The 15,555-nt window shown below is 57.9% G+C and carries 12 protein-coding genes and 1 riboswitch; of the genes, 7 read left to right on the top strand and 5 right to left on the bottom strand.

The features are described 5' to 3' along the window. Nucleotides 1-263: 263 nt before the first annotated feature. Entirely contained in the window at nt 264-1,361 is a 1,098-nt protein-coding gene (locus tag AB6807_RS25900; RefSeq protein ID WP_371086784.1) for a hypothetical protein, read from the top strand. Between the two features lie 118 nt (nt 1,362-1,479). Then, nucleotides 1,480-2,217: an NAD-dependent epimerase/dehydratase family protein gene (locus tag AB6807_RS25895; protein WP_371086783.1), complete on the top strand. Its 738-nt coding sequence runs from the start codon at nt 1,480-1,482 to the stop codon at nt 2,215-2,217. Nucleotides 2,218-2,270: 53 nt separating this feature from the next. Here AB6807_RS25895 and AB6807_RS25890 read toward each other — a convergent pair whose 3' ends face one another. Both AB6807_RS25890 and AB6807_RS25885 read right to left on the bottom strand, forming a co-directional pair. Beyond that, nucleotides 2,271-3,008, bottom strand: a complete 738-nt coding sequence (locus AB6807_RS25890) for a DUF6882 domain-containing protein (RefSeq protein WP_371086782.1) — start codon at nt 3,006-3,008, stop codon at nt 2,271-2,273. Nucleotides 3,009-3,089: 81 nt separating this feature from the next. Then, nucleotides 3,090-3,446 (bottom strand): DUF2845 domain-containing protein, encoded by a 357-nt coding sequence (locus tag AB6807_RS25885; RefSeq protein ID WP_371086781.1) that lies wholly within the window; start codon nt 3,444-3,446, stop codon nt 3,090-3,092. A 273-nt stretch (nt 3,447-3,719) separates the two neighbouring features. Between AB6807_RS25885 and AB6807_RS25880 the strand changes: the two genes are divergently transcribed. After that, nucleotides 3,720-9,074: a reverse transcriptase domain-containing protein gene (locus AB6807_RS25880; protein ID WP_371086780.1), complete on the top strand. Its 5,355-nt coding sequence runs from the start codon at nt 3,720-3,722 to the stop codon at nt 9,072-9,074. Between the two features lie 122 nt (nt 9,075-9,196). Here AB6807_RS25880 and AB6807_RS25875 read toward each other — a convergent pair whose 3' ends face one another. Further along, nucleotides 9,197-9,475: a hypothetical protein gene (locus AB6807_RS25875; RefSeq protein ID WP_371086779.1), complete on the bottom strand. Its 279-nt coding sequence runs from the start codon at nt 9,473-9,475 to the stop codon at nt 9,197-9,199. Nucleotides 9,476-10,133: 658 nt separating this feature from the next. Between AB6807_RS25875 and AB6807_RS25870 the strand changes: the two genes are divergently transcribed. Both AB6807_RS25870 and AB6807_RS25865 read left to right on the top strand, forming a co-directional pair. Beyond that, complete coding sequence (locus AB6807_RS25870; protein ID WP_371086778.1) at nt 10,134-10,472, top strand: hypothetical protein; 339 nt, start codon at nt 10,134-10,136, stop codon at nt 10,470-10,472. A gap of 48 nt (nt 10,473-10,520) precedes the next feature. Continuing rightward, nucleotides 10,521-10,751, top strand: coding sequence for a hypothetical protein (locus tag AB6807_RS25865; RefSeq protein ID WP_116907196.1), 231 nt, complete (start codon nt 10,521-10,523; stop codon nt 10,749-10,751). 29 nt (nt 10,752-10,780) lie between these two features. Here AB6807_RS25865 and AB6807_RS25860 read toward each other — a convergent pair whose 3' ends face one another. Together AB6807_RS25860 and AB6807_RS25855 are read right to left on the bottom strand one after the other, a co-directional pair. Next, nucleotides 10,781-11,413 (bottom strand): hypothetical protein, encoded by a 633-nt coding sequence (locus AB6807_RS25860; protein ID WP_371086777.1) that lies wholly within the window; start codon nt 11,411-11,413, stop codon nt 10,781-10,783. A gap of 135 nt (nt 11,414-11,548) precedes the next feature. After that, the gene (locus AB6807_RS25855) at nt 11,549-11,941 is read right to left on the bottom strand and encodes a VOC family protein (protein ID WP_371086776.1); all 393 of its coding nucleotides are present in this window, start codon (nt 11,939-11,941) and stop codon (nt 11,549-11,551) included. A gap of 69 nt (nt 11,942-12,010) precedes the next feature. Here AB6807_RS25855 and AB6807_RS25850 point away from each other — a divergent pair, with 69 nt between their 5' ends. Both AB6807_RS25850 and AB6807_RS25845 read left to right on the top strand, forming a co-directional pair. After that, on the top strand, nt 12,011-12,841 hold the full coding sequence (locus tag AB6807_RS25850) for an APH(3'') family aminoglycoside O-phosphotransferase (protein WP_371086775.1): 831 nt from the start codon (nt 12,011-12,013) through the stop codon (nt 12,839-12,841). A gap of 110 nt (nt 12,842-12,951) precedes the next feature. After that, a riboswitch (cobalamin riboswitch) is annotated at nt 12,952-13,253 on the top strand. Nucleotides 13,254-13,402: 149 nt separating this feature from the next. Continuing rightward, entirely contained in the window at nt 13,403-15,535 is a 2,133-nt protein-coding gene (locus AB6807_RS25845; RefSeq protein WP_371086774.1) for a TonB-dependent receptor, read from the top strand. Nucleotides 15,536-15,555: the final 20 nt, after the last annotated feature.

Below are 15,555 nucleotides of genomic sequence, written 5' to 3'. Positions count from 1 at the left end.
CAGGCCGACGGCATTGAAGGCGTCGACGCGAGAAGCTTCAGTTCAGATGAGGCCCGACAAGCCGCACGTGGGTAGCGTTGGTAGGGGCTTGAATTGCAATGTCGTCCATCGTGCACCTCCGCTTTCAGTGGGTTGTCGAAGCGGTGAATGTAGCGGCGTTGCGCCGCCCTGTGAAGCGGCGTGTGCAGCAGCGTGTGACTGGCGTGCACGCCCGCATGCGTGTGTAGCATCGCGGCCTCGAAGCCACGCACGCATGCACTCCCATGGCGAACACCGAACCGCTTTCCCACTCGAGCTTTCTCTACTTCACGGGCCAGGGCTCCGACAAGGTCTACCAGGTGCACCTGCGCCCTAAGGACGACGGCTGGGTGGTCGACTACGGCAACGGCCGGCGCGGCGGCACGCTGGCCACCGGCACCAAGACCAGCAGCCCCGTCGCGTACGAAGCCGCGTTGAAGATCTACGACAAGGTCGTCAAGGAAAAGACGACCAAGGGCTACACGCCCGATCAATCCGGCGCGCTCTACACCGCCACCGACCTCGCAGGTCGCGTCAGCGGCGAGCTGCCGCAGCTGCCCACGCTCATCGCCGAAGACCAGGCGGCCCGCTACTTCGACGACCCCGCCTGGGGCCTGCAGGAAAAGGCCGATGGCGAGAACCGCATCCTGCTCATCGAAGGCGGCACCGTGCGCGGCACCAACCGCCGCGGCCTGTTCGTCGACATACCGCAGGCCTGGGTCGGCGTTGCCGCTGCGGGCGCGGGCGCGGGCCGCACCGTGATCGCGGGCGAGCACGTGGGCGATGTGTTCATGGCTTTCGACCTGCTGGAGCTCGGCGGGCAAGACCTGCGCGGCGCGCCCTTCATCGAACGCTTCGGCCATCTGCAAACCGTGTCCGGCGCCGTGCCGTGGATGAGCGTGCTCGCGCTGGCGCTCACCGCCGAAGGCAAGCGCGAGCGCGCCGGGCAACTGCTGGCCGCGCATGGCGAAGGCTATGTGCTGAAGGCGCTGGCCGCGCCGTTCACGGCCGGCCGCAGCACCACCAGCCTGAAGTTCAAGTTCAACCAGAGCGCGACCTGCGAGGTGATGCGCGTCAACGCGCAGCGCTCGGTGGCCGTGGGGCTGCGCGACGAGTCGGGCACGCTGGTCGACCTGGGCAACGTCACCGTGCCGCCGAACGAGGCGCTGCCCGCGGTGGGCACGCTGGTCGAGGTGCGCTACCTGTACCGCTATGCGGGCGGCAAGTTCGAGCAGCCCGTGTACAAGGGCCAGCGGCCGGACATGACGGCGGCGGACGCGGTGTTGTCGCAGGTCACGCGCATCAAGGACCGCAGCGCGGTGCTGGAAGACGACGCAGGCTGAGCGCCGCGCGAGGAGGCCGCGCAGCCCATGGTCCATTCGCGCGAAAGATTCTTGGTGCTTTGCGCGCGCACTTCGCAAACCTAAGCTTCGAGGCATTGAACAGCCTCGAAGGAAAGCGATGAGCGAGAAAGTATTTGTGGCCGGCGCCACGGGCGCGGTCGGAACCGCGCTGGTTGCGTTGTTGATCGACGCGGGCTACACCGTGTACGGCAGCACCCGTCGCGCCGACCGCGCCGCCGCGTTGCAGGCGCAGGGCGTGCACCCGGTGGTGGTCGATGTGTTCGATGCCGACGCGCTGAAGGCCGCGCTGCTGCGCATCGCGCCTTGGGCCGTGGTCCACCAACTGACCGACCTGCCGAAGGACCTGAACCCGGCCCGCATGGCCGAGGCCGCCGCGCTGAACGCGCGCGTGCGCACTGAAGGCACGCGCAATCTCGTGGCCGCCGCGCAGGCCGCGGGCGCGCAGCGGCTGGTGGCGCAGAGCATTGCCTGGGCTTACGCGAGCGGCCCGAAGCCCTTCACCGAAGACCAGCCGCTGGATGTGTACGCCCAAGGCACGCGCCGCGTGAGCGTCGATGGCGTGATGGCGCTGGAGCAGGCGGTGCTGGGAACACAGGGCGCGCATGGCATCACGGCCACCGTGCTGCGCTACGGCCAGCTCTACGGCCCGGGCACCTCGACGGCCGAGCCCAAGGGCGCGATGCCGCTGCACGTGGCCGCGGCCGCGCGGGCCGCATTGCTGGCGCTGCAGCGTTCGACGGGCGGTGTGTTCAACATCGCCGAAGACAGCGCGGAAGTCAGCAGCGAGAAGGCGAAGCGCGCGTGGGGCTGGACAGCGGACGCACCGCGCGCCTGACCCACCGACAGCTCAAGGCGTGGAGCCTCACCGGCCCGCTGCCAGCGCTCAGCTCACTTCCAGAACTGCCACTTCGATTTCTTCGGCTCCACCGGTGCGGCCGGCTCGGCCGCTGCCTGCGCGGCCGCTCCCAGTGTTCCCTTGATGTTCGAGATGCGGCCGAGTTCGTCGAAGCTGATCTCCATGCTCCCTTCACCGGCCCGCTCCGCGCGAATGCCCGTCGCGCCGCTCGATGCCACGTGCAGCCCCTGCTGCCGCAGGAAGCCCGTGACCATGCGGCGGTGGTCCACGTCGAACTGCGAGATCACTTCCATCAGCACCGTGTTCACGCGCGCCAGCGGCACCGGCGCCAGCACCTCGGGCGGCACGCCGTCGAGCAGCGCGAAGAGCGCGCCGCCGTCGTAGGGCGCGCGGTAGTAGCAGCGCCCGCCTTCCAGCCCGCTGCAGGTCATGGCGAGCATGTGGTCGGTGATGTCGCCCAGCTGCAGCGAAGGCGCGGTGAACGCCTCGATGTCCTGCGCCTCGCCCAGGTGCCGGATGCGCAGCGCCGCCTCGGTCAGCTGCGGCGGCAGGTTGCTCTGCGTGTTGGCCCAGGTCCACAGCCAGGTGTCGGGCTCGAAGGCGTGCGTGCCCAGCAGCTGCACGGGGTATTCCAGGTCGTCACCGAAGCGCAGCGTGCCGCGCTGGATGTCCAGGCCCCAGGGCCGGTCGCCGATGACGTCGCCCAACGCCATTTGCCTGGCGAGGGAGGAGGCTGCGTGGTCTGCGAAGTGATCCTCGAAAGTGCTCATGTCTTTTTCTTCTGGATGGTTGTTGATGGTTGCTTGTTGCCTGCTCTTGTCTGCGTTTTCACGGCTGCGGCAGGCCGCGGCCTACCGCGCCTTCTCTCCGTCGCGCACCGATTCCACCGCGCCGTTGAAGAAGCGCACGACGGCCAGGAAGTTGCCTTCGCCGCGGTAGAAGGTCCAGTCTTCCATCGGCACGCACTGCTGCGTGACCACCTGCTGTGGCGGCGCGCCAGGCACCTGTGGCGGAATCCAGATGACCTGCGGGCGCGGCACGCAGACGAACTCTTTTGCCACCGGCTCGCCGCATTTCTGCACCACTGAAAACCTGGAATCCCCCACGCCTGAAAGCCTGCCTCCGCAGCTCAACGACTGCGCCGATGCTTTGGCGATGCAAACGGAAGCAGCAAAAAATAGGAGGGCGGTTGCGGGCAGGATGTGCATTCGGCTTATGAATTTCGAAAACGCCACTCTATCTAGTTGGAGGCGGTGTACGCATGAACGCTGACTCGGTGCGTACTGATTGCTCACATCTACATTCATTCTTGCAGTGCCGAGCGTACAGGGCATTCTGGACGCGGCCTGTAGTCGTTAGGCGTTGTGCTTGGAACAACAGCCGGGTTGACACGATGTCCGACAGGCAAATTTAGCGCTAATCTTCAACGTCGTGACGGAGTTTTTACAAATGCGTAGCAAACCAAAATTAGGCGGCCATCAATGATAGAAAAATTGGCGATAGAGCTATTTAAAAAATTTTCAACAGATCAAAGTTTTCATCTTCAACAGCAGAATGATGGCGCTTATTGGAAAAAGCCTGGCGCCGTCTCTGCGAAATTAATTGAAAGAACGCTTTATAACAAAGGATCGATCGCGATTTTTCAAAAAAACCAAGACTCTACAGTAAATTGGGTCTGCTTTGATTTTGACATTTTAACTGCCGCATTGAATAGAGGCGATTTGGAGTCAGCTCAAAGGGAACTGAAAAATTGTGTACAGGAATTTTGTGTGTGGCTAGATGACGCAGGACTCAGGTACATACTGGAATTCTCCGGAAACAGAGGATTTCATGTGTGGTTAATAATGGGATCTCCGATTAGTCAAAGAGCTGCTTTCGGATTGCAAAGAGAAATACTAATTCGCTCGGATCTCGAGTACGACAATAGATTGATCGGAATTGACCTTTTTCCCAAAGCGCCGAATCCGACGACAGGATTGGGTAATGGCGTAAAAATGCCATTCTCGCTACATGCAAAGTCACGTTGCTATGCCGTCTTGCTCGGCTCGTCCGAGGAAATAATTTCTAGTTCTCTTAAATACGAAAATCTCCAAGATATTGACTTGAAAAAATCCGTGGACATTCTTCAGTCATATTTGCCACTAAGTAAGCTAGAACTAGAAGAAAAGCTCGGACTTAATAGCCATGCTCTAGATAGTGAGGTTGCAGCTGGTGCGCGCGTGCGAGCCATTCACGTTCGTAGCCCAGGATTCACGGTGAAGGCGCTTTTGGATCATTGGAGGTCTTCCCCGTTGCTAGGGAAAATAGCGCAAAAGGTTTGTGACGGAGCGCTTAGCAACGATGAGCGAAAATTAATAGTAGGCATTCTGTGCAATGTCCGATTAGGAGGTAGTGACGCCAATTACTCGTTGGAAACAATGATTCAAATATTTGCGTTGACGAAAAATTTCGATAAAGCAAGAACCGAACAGGCTATAAAAAAGCTATCGTCGTTTACATTTCCATCGCAAAATCAGATCGAATTTTGTTTAGACGGCAAATTTGAACGTACGTTGTCTACTGAAGATTTGATTAAGCGGTGCATTCCGGGCTATGTCTCTTACGATCAAGGTAATTTTGATCTTTGCGCGAGCGATATCGAGGTTACGAGAATTGCGGAGTTAAATTATTTGTTTGCAAATGATGAGGCGCAGTCAAGACTGACTATCAACCAACTCGTTGCCGAAGATGTCGAGGAACTGCAAGACGAAGTTGAACGCCTAATTGCAGATGTAAATTCCACAAAATTCTACAAACACATTCGCGTAGAAGAGGGCAAAACTCGCGTACTTTATTCTCTGGGTGCGCCAGGCCGAGTCGCGACTTCGGCATTAGTAAAGCAGCTAGTTCATTTTCTTGACCTTAAGCCCAGCCAAAATTCGTTCGGATATCGAATAAATAAGGGTTTTGCTAAAAGTCAAATTTTTCAACCTTGGCTGTATAAATGGGTGGAGTTTACCGGAAACATAGAAGCCGCGATATCCGATCCCGACTATAAAAATTATTACATTGTAAAAACGGACATTAGTAAATACTACGATGAAATTCCTCACGACAGCATAAAACGTTTGATTTTGGATAGCGATGATGTAAATATCAAAGCCAAAGTTGAATTGCTATCTAATTCGGAGCGTGAAAAATATTCAAAGATCGTAGATTGCTTATTTTCAGTTTCGAAACTGCTTGTTGGTGGAATTAAAGGGTTGCCTCAAGGGCCAGCTTATGCGCGCTGGCTAGCTGAAATCTACCTTCGAAGCTTGGATGCGTTGTTCGATGAGCATTTGGCGTCTGAGAGGGTTTATTTGTATCAAAGATATGTCGATGACATTTTCTTTATTGCAAAGGATGAAGTTGCCGCTAAAAACTTTTTGGATCAAATAAAAAAGCATCTTGCAAACCTGGGGCTTTTGCTCAATTTGGAAAAAACCTCTGTGGTGAAGATATCAAACTTTAGTGCGGAATTTGATAAATACAGGTCGCAATCCAAATACTCCGTCGACACAGTGGCTAAGAATTTTAACGAAGCAACAGAGGCGGAGAAAAATAATGCAATTTCAGAGTTTTTGAAAATTGTTCAATCTGATACTTGTGCTGACGATTTGGCGTTCATTTACTCGCATTTGCAGGGAGTCGATTATTTCGACAAATGGAAACGGGAAAAGGCGGCCTCAATCCTATCCAAAAAGATTGGAAGAGGCTCAATGTTTCGGCACCTTTTTTCATTTATCGTCGAGGATCCCAAAAATTGGGAGCGATTGGGCGAGGTTGAGAAATTTACTTGTTTACAGTCAGAGGTATTGACTTCTGTGCTTTTTGAATATTTTTCAACTGGTAAAAACATTGAATTGCCATTGGCGGATTTGATGGCTTTGGTGCTCCCAAAGCTTGAAACATCAGAAATCGTCGAAGAGCATATCGCGCTGATCTATATATCTTTCGGTGAAATATTCGAGATTAGCCGAGCAAAACCAGAAAAAATCGTCGAATGTTTGGGTTCTTGCGTTGACTTCGATAAGCCGATTATAAGCAACAAGCTATTGATGTATATAAACACCGAGCTTAATCAGACGAATTCGCTGCGCCGATTTGTTCGAGTTTTATATTCGCTTTGTGCAAGCGATACGATTCAAGGCCAAGGGCTAAACGACCTTGCATCCGTTTTTTTTGCGAAGATTTCAAGCGACTATCGCAGCAAAAAAATCGAAGCCAATTCTGCGCCAGAGCTCTCCAATCGTCATCTTGCGGCTAAATTTCATTTTCTTATTTGTCTGTATTCCGTTTCAAAATTGCACGCTGCTGATGAGTTGCTTCGCGCTGTATGGAGTTATTGCATTCATCTTCACAATCTGTTTGAATCCGATGAAACTCCGCCGTTATCTAAAGGGAGTTGGCTAAAAAAGATTGACCTGATAGAAATCGACCCGAAAAAGGTGATGCTTTTTGTTTCCGCAATAATAGATGGAAATTTTGTTCGCGGCATTGAAGACCGGCATAGGGTATTTGAACAGTATCACAGCACACTGTTGGTATATTTTGTTTTAAGCTCCAAGCGTATCGATGCAAAAGAACTAAGTTTGGAATTGTCAAAACTTAGCGAAACAGCGGAGTTTTACAAATGGCTGCTTCATAGCGATGGAGTGCATTTTTTCCCATCTAACAGGGACTGGTTCGAAAAAAATCTTTTAAAAAACGACGTAATTATGCTGCGCCGTGGATCACAAATTTTGATCAGGCGAGCGGAGAGCGAGTTTGCTGTTGGCTCAAACCCAATTAACGCTCACCAAGGATATGCAGAAATAATTATTGACTATGATCAGAAGACTTCAATTTCGATTTCAGAGTATTTGGATGGACGGTCAGTAAAAGAGAAGGTTATGACTTTAGAGAGCTACCTTCTACGTGGCAAAAGCTTTCAGTCATTTCCAAATTTATTTACCTACGATCAGGTTTTGAAGAAAGATACCCTTGATCCTGTAAGTAAGGAGTTTGAGGTTGGTCAATATCTTGTTTTTGAAGGCGTAGGCGAAATTGTCGATGCGTTTGAAAACAACGAGAAGAATTTCGTGTCGTGCTATTTGAGTCTGGATCGCACTGAGCCCGGTGTTCCAAGCTTTAAATACATTTGCGAGCGGTACGTTAATAATCTTGACCATGATATAGAAGTGTCACGATTTATAAATGCTGCCGCTAAATTTCTGCCAGACGACGAAAAAAGCCTCGACGAATTTTCCATTGACATTGCATTGAGTACCGCCTTGTATTCTTGTATTGGCTCGGAGAACTCGTCTTTAGCTAGGATTGATAAATTTTCTCGACAATACAGTCGCTTTCGGGGAAGCGACCATGGCCGCCATATTTTTGCGGTTGACGATAAGACTGTTTTAGTGGAGGGGAGTCCGTCAGGCCTTCTCTGTTCGCTTCAGTTCTCATTAAGCAAAATCAGAGACGTTGTTTATCCGACATTTCCTTTTTTCCTAGATAAGGATATTCTGGAATTTGAAAAATTGATAGCGCGTTTGGTTAGTTTAATAAGCCCAGAGGTGCCGGTGAGTTTAAAGCGTGTTACCGCAATAGCTCTTCCTGCTTCAGAAAAAATATCAGTCTCTGGGGAGTATTACCCATTTGAGAATGTGAGGCTGATCAATGTTTACCTAGGAATTTTTGAGGTCGCACTTCACCAGCATGTGCCACTAATTAATTCGGCAGAACATATTTATTCATGCAAAATTGGCGGTGATGTGTTTTTGTTGCCAATGCCGACAAGTATTAGCAGAATGTTTGCCGGGTTAAAGTTTCGTTTTGAGAGCATTTTCAGCCACGGGGCTGTTACTAGCTATCCCGTAAGAAAAATTATAACTGCAGATATTTTCTCTCAGTTGCGAGGGTTTTCAAAGGCTGCAGCAGTAATTTCCGTGCACCGACAAATTCCTACTAGTGAAGCTGTATCAAGGCTTGAGCGCTGGCTTGAATATGTACCCGCCTTTATGCAACAAACTTTAGTTACTTTGATCGCCGCTCATGTGCAAATGGATAGTCAAGAAATACGTGAATTTCTTGACAAGGTTAGAGCGCTTTTGGAAAGCGATACCCAGTCGGCTATTTGTATAAAGCGTGTCGAAGATATGGGTGGGGCTCACCGGCTAATGATCTCCGACTCCAGAATTAACAGAAAGCTGGATTTGCTTCATCCAAGGCACGTCAAAGAAGGGGTGCAGGAAATGACTGTGATTGTCGATAACATTATTTCAGGAAAGCAGTTGGTCGATGCTTTTAAGCATTACCTTATGGTTGATGTCTCTTCGAGAGTGAATATGTATTTCTCGCTAGAAGGCAAAGCTGCTGCTGATTTTCGAGATAGGTTGCTCGGCCTGAAGCGTATTAATATTTGCACGGTGCTGTACGTTGAGAAAAATTTCGCAGGCATCCAAGAACAACTGCGGAATTTAATATCTAGCGATTTGAAAGTCGAGATTGTCAACGGTCGAGATATGCAGGGTGATGCGACTTTCTCCACAACCCAAAAAATCGGAGAAAATGATAAGGCTGAAATAAGGGACGTGCTGTTGAGCGCGAAAGGTGCCGATTTCTTGAATAATTTTTTTGAAAAGCTTCCAAATGGAAAGTCTGGAAAGGCTTTAAAGTTGGAGGATATAAATAGTGCAAACTTAGTTGCTCGGTATCAGTCGTTGCCCAAAAAATCATTTTGGTTTTTAAGCGCTTCGCTTCGTGCCGATCCAACCTCTCATCCATTGGTAAGAATTTTGGAGAATAATGAAATAAAGAAAGGGAGTCGATAGGTAGGTTTTAGGCTAGGACTATATGTTGTTGCGCCCTAATCGATTTTATGTGGTGACTTATTAGTGTTTTTAAATTGATCTCCTAGAGGCGGGCCGATGGCAAGCAGCCCGCCAGACCAGCCTTACCCGCCAGTCCCCGACGCACCCTTGCGCGCCGTCTCGTTCACCTGAAACAACTCCCCGGCCTTGCGCGCCAGATCAGCCGCGAGCCAGAGCAGGTTGTCCAGTTGTCGAGGCCCTGTCCCGTTGCACCAGTCGATGTCTTGCCCATAGCAGACCCACAGGAGTGCTTCGAGCTGGGAGAGGGTGTTTTCAAGAAGATCCGCCGCGTCAGGGGTAGCTGGGGCGCTGTCTTCGGAAGCTCCGGGCGTGGGTGGCCGGGCTATAGTCTTGGTAGCCATTTTTGTGCGGTCCTTTAGAGGTAAGTGCACGTCTTTGGTTAGACGGTCGGGGTGGTCGTACACCCCGGCCGTCGCCTTTGATACCTCGCATCTGCATCGCTGCTTTCGCACCGACAACCTGCCGCGAGGCAAGCAGTTCTTCATTCAGTGATTTGTCTGTGTCGTGAGTGGCACCTTCCTTGTTTCCCTTGACGGGGTTTTGAGTGGCAGGGGCATTCACTGTAGGCAAGAGCGGGCGTTGTGTGGCCGTCGCACGCATCACGAAGTCGCGATTCACGCCAACAAATGCAGCTTCGGCGCTGCGGCGTGAAGCTCGTTTTGGCCGCGGAAAGGCAAGCGCTTGCCAGGTAGCAATCGGCCATCTTCCAAACCCGAAATTCACCATCCACAAACACCGTCACCGGGCGGCGCGCCGGGCTCTGAAATCGGTCTGCCACGCGCCTGCGATTTGCCACCCAAGATCTGACAAGGGCCAAAAGAAGCCCAGCAGGAGCCTATCGAACGCCCGAACAAAGCCCACCACAGGCGGCGTTGTCCTGCACGCCGCGCCGCGGCTTCGCCCTAGAAGGGAAGCACTGCAGGGCCAGTGCTTCGTGGCGCCACAGGGGCAAGTCAAGGAGTCAGCCGTGAACCCATTTCTTTTCCGCTGGCGGCCGGCATGACCGAGTTGCGGCTTTGCGTCGACTACGTGCTCGCGCATGGCGGAAAACACCTAGTTCGTTCGGCATGGTTGCCCGACTCCCCGCGCACGCGAAGCCTGCTCGACGAGATGGCCGCGAACGCGCAGGCGATGGATGCGCTGGTGCGCTGGTGGATCGAGCGGCGCGAGCCCGAGATGGAGAAGGGCCAGCACGGTGGCAAGGGCGGCAAGCGCCTTGTCGAGGCGCCGCGCGGTGGGCCGAGCCCGTTCGCAAAGCCGTCCAACAAGCCGTCCAGGAAACCATCCAGCAGGCCATCAGCGCCCCTGTGGAATCCCACAAAAGATGTATTGCGCTGAACGGGGCGGCGCGATTTACTTGCGCATCCAAACCCCAGGGGGAAGGCGATGGACAGGTCTACATGGCACAACGCGACCATTACCCTGAAGCTCCCGCGCGACACGGCGCCCGACGAGGCCATCGTCGCGCTGCGGGCCGCCGGCATCCCGGTCGATGAACAGGGTTGCGCGCAAGCCGGCTTCCTCCACATGCGAACCACGCAAGACTACCGCTCGCACGTGTTCCGATGGTTCGCGCACGAAGAATCGGGAATGCTCGCGAGCTTCTCGGCGCGTTAGCTGGCGGGGTGTGTCTGCTGACCCGCCGGTCAGCGCCGCCTCGGGTCCGCGAAGCGCTCCCTCAGCGCTGGCGTGGGCCACGCCTCGCCGGGCGAAGAGCCCAGGCCGGCCAGTGTCCATATCGCATCGGTGTCGTGGCGCTGCAGGTCGCGCATCAGATCGGCGAGCGCCGGGCTGTCTTTCAGGCGGTCGGTTTCGGCCAGTTCGCTGCGCAGGCCGGGCTCGGCATCGGCCACATCGGGCAGGCCCTGGGTGCGCAGCAAGATGTGCTGCGGGTAGCGCTGCGCGACGAACAGCTCGAAGGCTTCATACATCGGCCGGTAGCACTCGCCGATGGCGCTGACCACGCCCTCGCGGCGCGCAGCCAGCCGCTGCATGGCGGTGGCGTTGTCGGTGACCAGGTAGGGGTAGGTGGCGTCGGGGCCGAAGTCGTCCAGGCACTCCTCGCGCTCGATGGCGGCGTCTTCGTCGTCGATGTCGTAGGCGTCGACAAAGCGCGCGTGCCGAATGTCTTCTTCAGTGAACATGGCCCGCCAGAACAGCGGCAAGAAGGCGTTGGCTTCCAGCTCGGCACCGTCGCCGAAAAAGCCCTGCCATTCGTTGTGGCTGCCCTCGGGCATGCGCGGCAGGGCCGAGCTCGACAGGTAGACGGGGTGTGACATGCGCTGCGCTCCGGGGTGGGTGGTCGGTGCGGCCGGTTTGGCCAGCGGGCATCTTAGGAGCGGCGCACGTCAGGCCGGTGTAGGAGGGCGGTGCTTCAGCAACGCCCCGGCCGGCTCAGCCGACCGCCTAGCCATTCAGCCGCCGATGGGCGAGCACAGTTCCACCAGCAAGCCATCGGGGCAACGCACATACGACACGACCTGGCCCCACGGCTTGGTCACGGGCGCTGACAGTTCCACCGCGCCAGCCGCCACGGCACGCGCATGCGCCGCGGCCACGTCGGGCGTGACGAAGCCAAGCTCCATGCCCAGCGGCTGGGCCGAATCGGACGCGGCCACATGGCCCTGCGCAAAGTTCGATTCGGCGAGTTCGTGCGACGCAAAGGCGAGCGCGGTCTCGCCCGTTTCCAGCTCGCCGTAGGTGCCCGACTCGTGAACAAAGCGCGTTGCAAAGCCGAAGGCCCGCTCGAAGAATTGCAGGGACTGGGCGACGTCGGGAACGTAGGCGATGGTGTAGCCGAACTTCATGGGTGTATTGGGGGGCTTTGAAGAGACAGTGGATAGATTGCAGGGGCCGGCGTCACTCTATCCAGCCCCATGCCTCAACAACCCGATGCACCCGTGAACCACAAGCCCTTGCTGCCTTCGTTGCCCCTGGGCGTCACGTGGGTCGCAACGCAGCAGGGCGAGTCTGGCGACTTCATCTACAAGCGCAGCGACGGCCTTGCCTTCGCCAAGGTGGCCGCGGCGCATGGTGCCGAATCGCTGAACGAAGAGCGCCGCCGCACCGAGTGGCTCGCGCCTTTCGGGCTGGGCTGCGCGCAGGTGCTCGACTGGCGCACCGCGCCCGAGGGTGCCTGCCTGGTCACCAGCGCGGTGCCGGGCGTGCCCGCGAGCGCGTTGCCGGGCGCCGACCTGCTGGCGGCATGGCCGTCGATGGCGCAAAGGCTGCAGGCGCTGCATGCGGTGCCGGTCGCGGGTTGCCCTTTTGTGCGCAGCCTTTCCGGCATGTTCGCGCGCGCCGCGGACGTGGTCGCGCGTGGCGCGGTGAACCCCGACTTTCTCGCGCCCGAAGACCGGCACACGCCGCCGCAACAGTTGCTCGACGCGCTGCGCGCACAGCTGCCCGAGCGGCTCGCGCAGGAGGCGCGCGAGCGCGTCGTGTGCCATGGCGACGCGTGCATGCCCAACTTCATGGTCGACCCCGGCACGCTGCGCTGCACGGGCCTCATCGACCTGGGCCGGCTCGGCGTGGCCGACCCATATGTCGACCTGGCCCTGTTCGTGGCGAACGCGCGCGAGAGCTGGGCCGATGCGGCGCAGGCGCAGGCGGCGCGTGCCCGACTGTTCGAGGTGCTGGGCATCGGCGAGCCTGATGACGAGCGGCTCGCGTTCTACCTGGGGCTGGACCCGCTGACCTGGGGCTAGCGGGTGCTAGGTGAGGCTGGATGGGCATGAAAGCCGGTCTGACCTGCGCCTGACCCTCCCTATAATTCCGCCGCTTTGTGCGGTATTTCTTCTTATTGAAGTTTTACTGCGCAAACCAACGGTTCGAAGGTGCCCCCGCCAGCCACATGGCCCCGGGGGTTAAACGGGAAGCAGGTGCCCCGTGTCCGCACGACACGGCCATGCCTGCGCTGCCCCCGCAACGGTAAGCGAATTCTGGAAACCCCTGGGCCCATGCCTTCTCGGCATGGGCAGCCACTGCGCCTTTCGAGGCGTGGGAAGGCAGGGCGTTTTCGCCTCGGTGAGTGCACGGCTGTACGGCTCTAGGCTTTACAGCGTGCATCACCGAGGCAGTTCGCAAGCCCGGATACCGGCCTTCGCAATCGCCTTCGGACGCTGCGGGAGTGCGTTTGTCCGGGTCGGCCCCGTGCCGCGTGCCTTCGTGCGCGCAGGCCCGGGCCGATGTCGTGCCGACGTTTTTCTTCTTGCGGCGTTCCCCTGTGTGATCTGGCTCGCGGGCGTGCGGGCCACAAGGAACAACGCGTGCGCGACAAACTGAGCCCTCCCACTTCCCTCATCGGTGCCAGCCTGCTGCTGGCGCTTTCCGGCGCCAGCGCGCAGGAAGCGAAAACCGCCGATGCATTGCCGACCCTGACCGTCAACGAGAAGAAGACGATCACCACCGCCACCCGGCTCGAAGCCGATCCGCTGCGCATTCCGTTCACCACCTACTCGGTGGACCGCGCGCAGATCGACGCGGTGGGCGCGGTGACGCTGGAAGACACGCTGCGCACCGTGCCGGGCCTGCAGTTCGGCACGCAGGGCAACTACTACACGCGCTTCGAAACGCGCGGCCTGCGCGACACGCAAGACGTGCTGGTGCTGATCGACGGCGTGCCGCTGCGCCAGCTGCAGGGCAATGCCGACATCACGCTCATCGCGCCCGACCTGGTCGACCGCGTGGAGTTCATCAAGGGCCCGGCCTCGGCGCTGTACGGCAAGAACGCGATCGGCGGGGTGGCGCAGTTCTTCATGAAGCCCGAACGCGCGGGCGGCACCGTGACCACCACGCTGGGCAGCTTCGGGCGCACCGACGCCAGCGTGCGCTACCGCTGGGACTTCGAGCGCGGCAACCTGTACATCGGCGCGGCTAACAACGACTACAAGGGCTTCCAGCGCGACGCGGGCCGCGCGCAGGCCGCGGCCGTGCTGGGTGGCGACTTCGCGGTCACCAACAACTGGAGCACGGGCTTCCAGATCTACGACTCGCACGTGCGCGGCGACCGCGGCTCCATCGTGCCGCTGCAGAACGGCAAGCCGATGTTCGGCATCAGCTCGCGCGACAACTACGGCATTCCTGATTCGTACGTGGTGGGCGACTACCAGTCGTTCGCGTGGAAGAACAAGATCGACTTCGGCGGCGGCTGGTCGCTGAACCACCTGAGCAGCTTCTCGCGCTACGACCGCTTCTTTGCCGGCGGCATCACCATCGTGCCGCCGCCCGCTGCGGTGAACAAGGGCTACTCGGAAAGCGACACCTCGGACCGCGGCGTGTTCCACGACGTGGCGCTGACATGGCTCACCGGTGGCAAGCGTTGGAGCAACGAGCTGCAGTTCGGCGTGAACATCGAGCGCGGCTGGCAGAACCTCGACTCGCCCACCTTCACCAACGCACCCACCTACCGCGGCCCGTTCTACAACGTGCCGGTGAGCAACGTGCGCAACGACCCGCGCGGCATTCGCGGCGCCACCACGTACTCGCGCTTCGACCAGGAGGTGCGCAGCTTCTACGTGCAAGACCGTTTCGAGTGGGGCGCCTTCGGCGTCACCGCGGGCCTGCGGCACGACAAGTTCGAGCAGACGCTGGGCCGCTCGGGCACCAGCGTGGTCTCCGCGCAGGAGGGCAGCCGCACCAGCCCGCGCCTGGGCGCCGACTGGGCCTTCGCGCGCAGCGCCGCGGCCACGCACGCGGTGTTCGCGAACTGGAGCGAGGGCTTCCGCCCGCAGGCCGTGGCGCTGAACACGCGCAACAACGTGGTGGTGCCCGACATTCTTCGCCCCGAGCTCACCCGCAGCAAGGAGGTGGGCGTGAAGGGCCGCGCGGGCAGCGATGCCTGGGCCTACCAGGTGAGCCTGTTCGAGGCGGAGAAGGTCGACGGCCAGCGCGCCTACCGCAGCGGGCCCGACTCGTTCGTGTTCAGCAACGCGACCTCGCGCACCAAGGGCATCGAGTCGTCGATGCAGTTCCAGCTTTCGCAGCACTGGAACGGCTACGTGCACTACACGTGGCAGGACGCGCGCCTGAAAGACTTTCAGACCTACACCGACAGCGGCGCGCGCAGCACCAACTTCGGCGGCTACCGCGTGCGCATGTCGGCGCACAACATCGCCGGGGCGGGCGTCACCTGGGCGCAGGGGCCGTGGTCCGTCACGGGCACGGCCAACTACGTGGGCAGCCGCTACCTGCGCGACAACACCGTCAACCCGCAGAAGCTGCCGGGCTACCTGCTGGCCAACGTGGCGGTGAGCTACAAGGCCACGCCGCAGCTCACGCTGCAGGCCGGGGTGAACAACCTGACGAACAAGTACTACATCGGCGACGACCTGTCGGCGCAGGACGCGGGCAACGCCGGCGCGCCGCGCACCTTCTTCGCGCGCGCCCGATACACGTTCTGAGCGGCATGAAGCGGCGAACG

The organism is Variovorax sp. RCC_210, from assembly GCF_041355175.1.
Classification (GTDB): Bacteria; Pseudomonadota; Gammaproteobacteria; order Burkholderiales; family Burkholderiaceae_C; genus Variovorax.
The sequence above is the reverse complement of the archived record's forward strand: the minus strand, read 5'-3'. Positions and strand labels throughout refer to the sequence as shown.

Bases quoted from the DNA above. Each gene is read 5' to 3' on its own strand.
- AB6807_RS25855 (WP_371086776.1), bottom strand. From the start codon at position 11,941: ATGAAGTTCGGCTACACCATCGCCTACGTTCCCGACGTCGCCCAGTCC.
- AB6807_RS25865 (WP_116907196.1), top strand. From the start codon at position 10,521: ATGGACAGGTCTACATGGCACAACGCGACCATTACCCTGAAGCTCCCG.
- AB6807_RS25900 (WP_371086784.1), top strand. From the start codon at position 264: ATGGCGAACACCGAACCGCTTTCCCACTCGAGCTTTCTCTACTTCACG.
- AB6807_RS25895 (WP_371086783.1), top strand. From the start codon at position 1,480: ATGAGCGAGAAAGTATTTGTGGCCGGCGCCACGGGCGCGGTCGGAACC.
- AB6807_RS25880 (WP_371086780.1), top strand. From the start codon at position 3,720: ATGATAGAAAAATTGGCGATAGAGCTATTTAAAAAATTTTCAACAGAT.
- AB6807_RS25875 (WP_371086779.1), bottom strand. From the start codon at position 9,475: ATGGCTACCAAGACTATAGCCCGGCCACCCACGCCCGGAGCTTCCGAA.
- AB6807_RS25890 (WP_371086782.1), bottom strand. From the start codon at position 3,008: ATGAGCACTTTCGAGGATCACTTCGCAGACCACGCAGCCTCCTCCCTC.
- AB6807_RS25870 (WP_371086778.1), top strand. From the start codon at position 10,134: ATGACCGAGTTGCGGCTTTGCGTCGACTACGTGCTCGCGCATGGCGGA.
- AB6807_RS25860 (WP_371086777.1), bottom strand. From the start codon at position 11,413: ATGTCACACCCCGTCTACCTGTCGAGCTCGGCCCTGCCGCGCATGCCC.
- AB6807_RS25885 (WP_371086781.1), bottom strand. From the start codon at position 3,446: ATGCACATCCTGCCCGCAACCGCCCTCCTATTTTTTGCTGCTTCCGTT.
- AB6807_RS25850 (WP_371086775.1), top strand. From the start codon at position 12,011: ATGCCTCAACAACCCGATGCACCCGTGAACCACAAGCCCTTGCTGCCT.